The sequence below is a fragment of the Streptomyces silaceus genome, from assembly GCF_001419745.1.
GTDB classification, from domain to species: Bacteria; Actinomycetota; Actinomycetes; order Streptomycetales; family Streptomycetaceae; genus Streptomyces; species Streptomyces silaceus.
On record NZ_LIRJ01000529.1, the window covers coordinates 1 to 5,253 of the forward strand.

At 71.6% G+C, this 5,253-nt stretch carries 5 protein-coding genes; 3 read left to right on the forward strand and 2 right to left on the reverse strand.

All coding sequences use genetic code 11. The features are described 5' to 3' along the window. Positions 1-199: hypothetical protein (locus tag AOK22_RS42055; protein ID WP_055702873.1), on the forward strand; the 199-nt coding region annotated here is incomplete at its 5' end. A 1,778-nt stretch (positions 200-1,977) separates the two neighbouring features. On the opposite strand, the gene AOK22_RS35895 is transcribed toward AOK22_RS42055, so the two are convergent. Then, positions 1,978-2,334, reverse strand: coding sequence for a HesB/IscA family protein (locus tag AOK22_RS35895; RefSeq protein ID WP_030786960.1), 357 nt, complete (start codon positions 2,332-2,334; stop codon positions 1,978-1,980). Positions 2,335-2,581: 247 nt separating this feature from the next. On the opposite strand from AOK22_RS35895, the gene nadA reads away from it, so the two are divergent. After that, entirely contained in the window at positions 2,582-3,778 is a 1,197-nt protein-coding gene (gene nadA / locus AOK22_RS35900; RefSeq protein WP_079037049.1) for a quinolinate synthase NadA, read from the forward strand. Positions 3,779-3,883: 105 nt separating this feature from the next. On the opposite strand, the gene AOK22_RS35905 is transcribed toward nadA, so the two are convergent. Beyond that, a complete protein-coding gene (locus AOK22_RS35905) occupies positions 3,884-4,315 on the reverse strand; it encodes a MarR family winged helix-turn-helix transcriptional regulator (RefSeq protein ID WP_244165244.1) in 432 nt (143 codons plus the stop codon). A 37-nt stretch (positions 4,316-4,352) separates the two neighbouring features. Between AOK22_RS35905 and AOK22_RS35910 the strand changes: the two genes are divergently transcribed. Next, on the forward strand, positions 4,353-5,253 hold a 901-nt coding region (locus tag AOK22_RS35910), incomplete at its 3' end, for a multidrug effflux MFS transporter (RefSeq protein ID WP_107102114.1).

Below are 5,253 nucleotides of genomic sequence, written 5' to 3' on the forward strand. Positions count from 1 at the left end.
GAAGCGTTCCGTCGTACTCCCCGCGGACACCTCGGAGAGCATGGAGACGTTGCGCGGTGACTGCGCCCGCATGGCCCCGCACTGGGTGGTGCCCGCCACGGCCGCCGCCGCCCCCGTGCCCCCCTCCCTGATCCACGGGGTCACGGTCCCGCCCTCCTCCGCGCGACTGATCGACGAAATGTCCGAGTACGGAGACTGAGGGAGACTGATTCCGGGCTTCTGTCCCGGCAGAGGGAACCGTGCGCTCCCCCGCTGCGTCCCATCGCCGTCCCCCGTAAAGGGGAACTGAGATACGAACGAAGCCCACCCATGGGTTTCCAGGGACGGCAGTGCAGTGAGGAGCGATGCGGTGAACACCGAGCGATCCGATCATGAGGCGCCCGAGCCGCGGCGGCGGCGTTCCCGCCTGGCCGTCGCCTCGGTCGCGGCCACCGTGCTGCTGATCGGCGGCGGTNNGGTGGCGGCGACGGCGGCGACGGGGCCCCCGCGGGGGACGGCGGCGCGCCGCCGCCGCTCGCCCTGGACGGCTACAAGAACGGGGACGGGGCCGGCAACGGCAGGACCGGTGGGAGCGGCGGCACCGGCGGCACCTCCGGCATCGCGCCGGGCGAGCCCGACCCGAGCGGCGCCACGTACAAGGCGACCGGCAAGCTGCCCGACGGCCCGGACTCGGCGGCCGTCTACCACGCACGCGGCGAGGTCACCCGCGCCGAAGTGGCCCAGCTGGCCGAGGCGCTCGGCGTCACCGGCACGCCCACCGTGCAGGACGGCACCTGGAAGGTGGCGCCGGACAAGGACGGCTCGGGGCCCACGCTGCAGGTGAACAAGCAGGCGCCCGGCACCTGGACGTACGCGCGCCACGGCATGGGCGGCACCGACAACTGCCCCAAGGGCAAGCCCTGTTCCGGCACCTCGACCGCGCCGAACGGCGACACGGGCGACGCGGTCGGCGAGCGGGCCGCCAAGGACGCCGCGGCGCCGGTCCTCAAGGCCCTCGGCCAGGACGACGCGAAGCTCGACGCCCGCCAGCTCATGGGCGCCGTACGGGTGGTGAACGCCGACCCGAAGATCGACGGGCTGCCGACGTACGGCTGGTCGACCGGCATCCAGGTCGGCTCGGACGGCCAGGTGGTCGGCGGCAGCGGCCAGTTGAAGGCGCCGGAGAAGGGCGCCACGTATCCGGTGATAGGCGCCCAGGAGACGCTCGACCAGCTGAACTCCACCGCCGGTGACGGCCGCGTCGGCATCGGCGGCTGCGCGACCCCGGTGCCGCACGCCGACGACAGCACGAAGGCCGAGGGCGGCGACGGAGCGAAGCAGGCGCCCTGTGAGCCGTCGTCCGCGCCGCCGAAGCCGCAGCCCGTCGCCGTCAGCGGCGCCACCTTCGGGCTCGCGACGCACTTCGTGGCCGGCAAGCAGACCCTCGTGCCCTCGTGGCTGTTCGACGTCAAGCCGAAGGGCGCGAAGGACACCTTCACGGTGACGCACCCGGCGGTCGCCCCCAAGTACCTGACGTCGCCCAGCGATCCGGGCACGCCCACGCCCACGCGGCAGCCCGGCGGCAAGGGGGACGAGGGCCGCGCGAACCAGGCCCGCGCCGAGTCCTACAGCGCCGACGGGAAGTCGCTGACGCTGCACTTCTGGGGCGGCGCGTGCAGCGAGTACTCCGCCTCCGCGAGCGAGGACGGCGACCGCGTGACGGTGAAGATCACCGAGACGCGGCAGAAGGGCGAGGTCTGCATCATGGTCGCCAAGGACCTCAAGGAGACGGTCACGCTGGACGAGCCGCTGGGCGACCGCGAGGTCGTGAACGCGGCGGGCGGAGGGGCCGTGCCGCGCACGTAGCACACCGAAAGAGCGGCACGAGCAGCCGGCAGCACGCGCGAAGGCGGCGGGCCCCCGAGATCCCCGGGGGCCCGCCGCCTTCGCGTAGGCCTTCGCACGGCGCGTGCCGCCGGGCGGCGTGCGCCTACCGGCTCAGCTGAAGGAGTCGCCGCAGGCGCAGGAGCCCGTGGCGTTCGGGTTGTCGATGGTGAAGCCCTGCTTCTCGATGGTGTCCACGAAGTCGATGGAGGCACCGCCCAGGTAGGGAGCGCTCATCCGGTCCGTGACGACCTTCACGCCATCGAAGTCCTTGACGACGTCGCCGTCGAGCGTGCGCTCGTCGAAGAACAGCTGGTAGCGCAGGCCCGAGCAGCCGCCGGGCTGAACGGCGACGCGCAGCGCCAGGTCGTCCCGGCCCTCCTGCTCCAGCAGGCCCTTCACCTTGGCCGCGGCGGCGTCCGACAGGAGGATGCCGTCGCTCACGGTGGTGGTCTCGTCCGATACGGACATCTGCTTCTCTCCCGGGTTGTACGGAGACTGCTTGCCGACGGTTGCAACCGGCGGGGCCGCGGATTCATTCCGGGCCGAGCGCTTTCGTCTTACCCCTTCATGCTCGCACATGGCGCCGCGCGGGACACCGGGCCCGGGAACGGGGAATTCGTCACATGGACATAATCTCCATCGTCAAACTGACACGAAGCGGTTATGATAGATAACGTCAATTAGACGAAAAGGATCGTCTGCAGATTTAGAAAGGGTGCGTGTTGTGACCACCGCCCAGTCCCCCGTGGACCTCGACGTCCAGCCCACACCCCTCGCCCTGCTCCTGCTCGGCCGCGAGGCCGACCCCCGGAGCGAGCGCGGCGTGGAGTGCCCCGGCGATCTGCCGTCCCCGTCCGACCCCGACCTCGTCGAGCGCGCCCGCGCCGCCAAGGAGAAGCTCGGCGACAAGGTCTTCGTGCTGGGCCACCACTACCAGCGCGACGAGGTCATCCAGTTCGCGGACGTCACCGGCGACTCCTTCAAGCTGGCGCGCGACGCCGCGGCACGGCCGGACGCCGAGTACATCGTCTTCTGCGGCGTGCACTTCATGGCCGAGTCCGCGGACATCCTGACGACGGACGACCAGAAGGTCGTGCTCCCCGACCTCGCCGCCGGCTGCTCGATGGCCGACATGGCCACCGCCGAGCAGGTCGCCGAGTGCTGGGACGTGCTGACCGAGGCCGGCGTCGCAGAGCAGGTCGTGCCCGTCTCGTACATGAACTCCTCGGCCGACATCAAGGCGTTCACGGGCAAGCACGGCGGCACCATCTGTACGTCGTCGAACGCCAAGCGGGCGCTGGAGTGGGCCTTCGAGCAGGGCGAGAAGATCCTCTTCCTGCCCGACCAGCACCTGGGCCGCAACACCGCCGTGCGCGACATGGGGATGTCGCTGGACGACTGCGTCGTCTACAACCCGCACAAGCCGAACGGCGGCCTGACCGCCGAGCAGCTGCGCGCCGCGAAGATGATCCTGTGGCGCGGCCACTGCTCGGTGCACGGGCGCTTCTCGCTGGAGAGCGTGGAGGACGTACGGGCCCGCATCCCCGGGGTGAACGTCCTGGTGCACCCGGAGTGCAAGCACGAGGTCGTGGCCGCCGCCGACTACGTGGGTTCGACCGAGCACATCATCAAGACCCTGGAGGCGGCGCCCGCCGGGTCGAAGTGGGCGATCGGCACCGAGCTGAACCTGGTGCGCCGCCTGGCGAACCGCTTCGCCGCCGAGGACAAGGAGATCGTCTTCCTCGACAAGACGGTCTGCTTCTGCTCGACCATGAACCGCATCGACCTGCCGCACCTGGTCTGGACCCTGGAGTCCCTGGCCGAGGGGAACCTCGTCAACCAGATCGAGGTCGACCGCGAGACCGAGCAGTTCGCGAAGCTGGCGCTGGAGCGGATGCTGGCGCTTCCGTAGCCGTGCCCCGATCGGCCATGCGCCGATCCGCCGCGTTCCGATCAGGCGTGTCCTGATCACGCCGGCTCCACACCGGTAAGGGGCGTCCGCCATTGCGGACGCCCCTTACCGCGTTCTACGCTCCTTCAACGCCGCGCCCAGCGCCTCCAACGCGGGGACGGACGCGGCCAGTGCCGCCCGCTGCCCGTCGCTCAGCACGGCCAGCGCGTCGGCGAAGATCTCCGACCAGGCGTTCTCGATCAGGGCCATGCCCTGCTCCGCCTTCAGGGTCGGCTTCAGACGCACCACCCGGCCGTCGTTCGGGTCCTTCTCGCGCTCCAGCAGCCCCTGGTTGACCAGGCCGCGGACCGTGGCGCTCATATTGCTCGCGTGCAGGCCCAGTTCGCGGGCCAGGACGCTCACCGTGGTGCCCGGCTCCGCGTGCACGTAACGCATCAACTCCAGCTCCGAGGGCGGCAGTCGCCACAGCCCCGCCTCGTCCATGCCCTGGAAGCGCAGGACGCGCGAGAGGGCGTACAGCGGCGGGGTCATCCCCATGTGTCGTCCGCTCCCCATCCCGAAAGGTTTCTCCGTCATGCCCTTGCTCACCGCGGCCCTCGCGCTGCTGTCGTTCATCGGTCCGCTCTCGACCGACATGTATCTGCCCGCCTTCCCGCGCATGGCCGACGAGTTGGGCACCGACGCCTCCGGGGTGCAGCTCACGCTGACGGCCTTCCTCGTCGGCATGACGGTCGGGCATCTCGTCTTCGGGCCGCTGTCCGACCGCTACGGGCGGCGCCGGCCGCTGCTCGTGGGCGCCGCCGTGTGCACCGTCGGGACGGCGCTGTGTGCCGTCGCACCCTCGCTGGGGTGGCTGGTCGCGCTGCGGTTCCTGACCGGGTTCAGCGGGGCGGCGGGCGTGGTGATCAGCCGGGCCGTGGTCTCCGACGTGGTCCAGGGGGCGGCCGCCGCGCGGCTGTTCGGGGTGCTGATGACGCTCGCCGGGATCGCGCCGATCCTCGCGCCGCTCGCGGGCGGCGCCGTGATCGGGGGCGCCGGGTGGCGGGGCGTGTTCTGGGTGCTCGCCGGGGTGTCGCTGCTCGTGACGGCGACCGTGGCGGTCGGCGTACCGGAGAGCCTGCCGCGGGAGCGGCGGCACGCCGGCGGGCTCCGGCGGACGACCGCGGCGGTGCGCGAAGTGGTCGGCGACCGGGCGTACGTCGGCTACACGCTCGCCTTCACGTTCGGGTTCGGGATGCTCTTCTGCTACATCGCCGGGTCGCCGTTCCTGCTGCAGAACGTGCTGGGGCTGGGGGTCGGGACGTCCGCCGTCGCCTTCTCGGGCGGGGCGGTGGTCGCGACGCTCTCCAGCGCGGTGGGGGCCCGCCTGGTGGGGCGGATCGCTCCCGAGGCGCTGCTGCGGGGCGGGCTGACGGCGATGCTCGTGGGGTCCAGCGCGCTGCTCGCGCTCACGGGGTCGGGGCTGCTGACCGTCT

Excerpts from the sequence above, each read along its gene's own strand:
- AOK22_RS35895 (WP_030786960.1), bottom strand. The coding sequence starts at position 2,334 with ATGTCCGTATCGGACGAGACCACCACCGTGAGCGACGGCATCCTCCTG.
- AOK22_RS35905 (WP_244165244.1), bottom strand. The coding sequence starts at position 4,315 with ATGGGGATGACCCCGCCGCTGTACGCCCTCTCGCGCGTCCTGCGCTTC.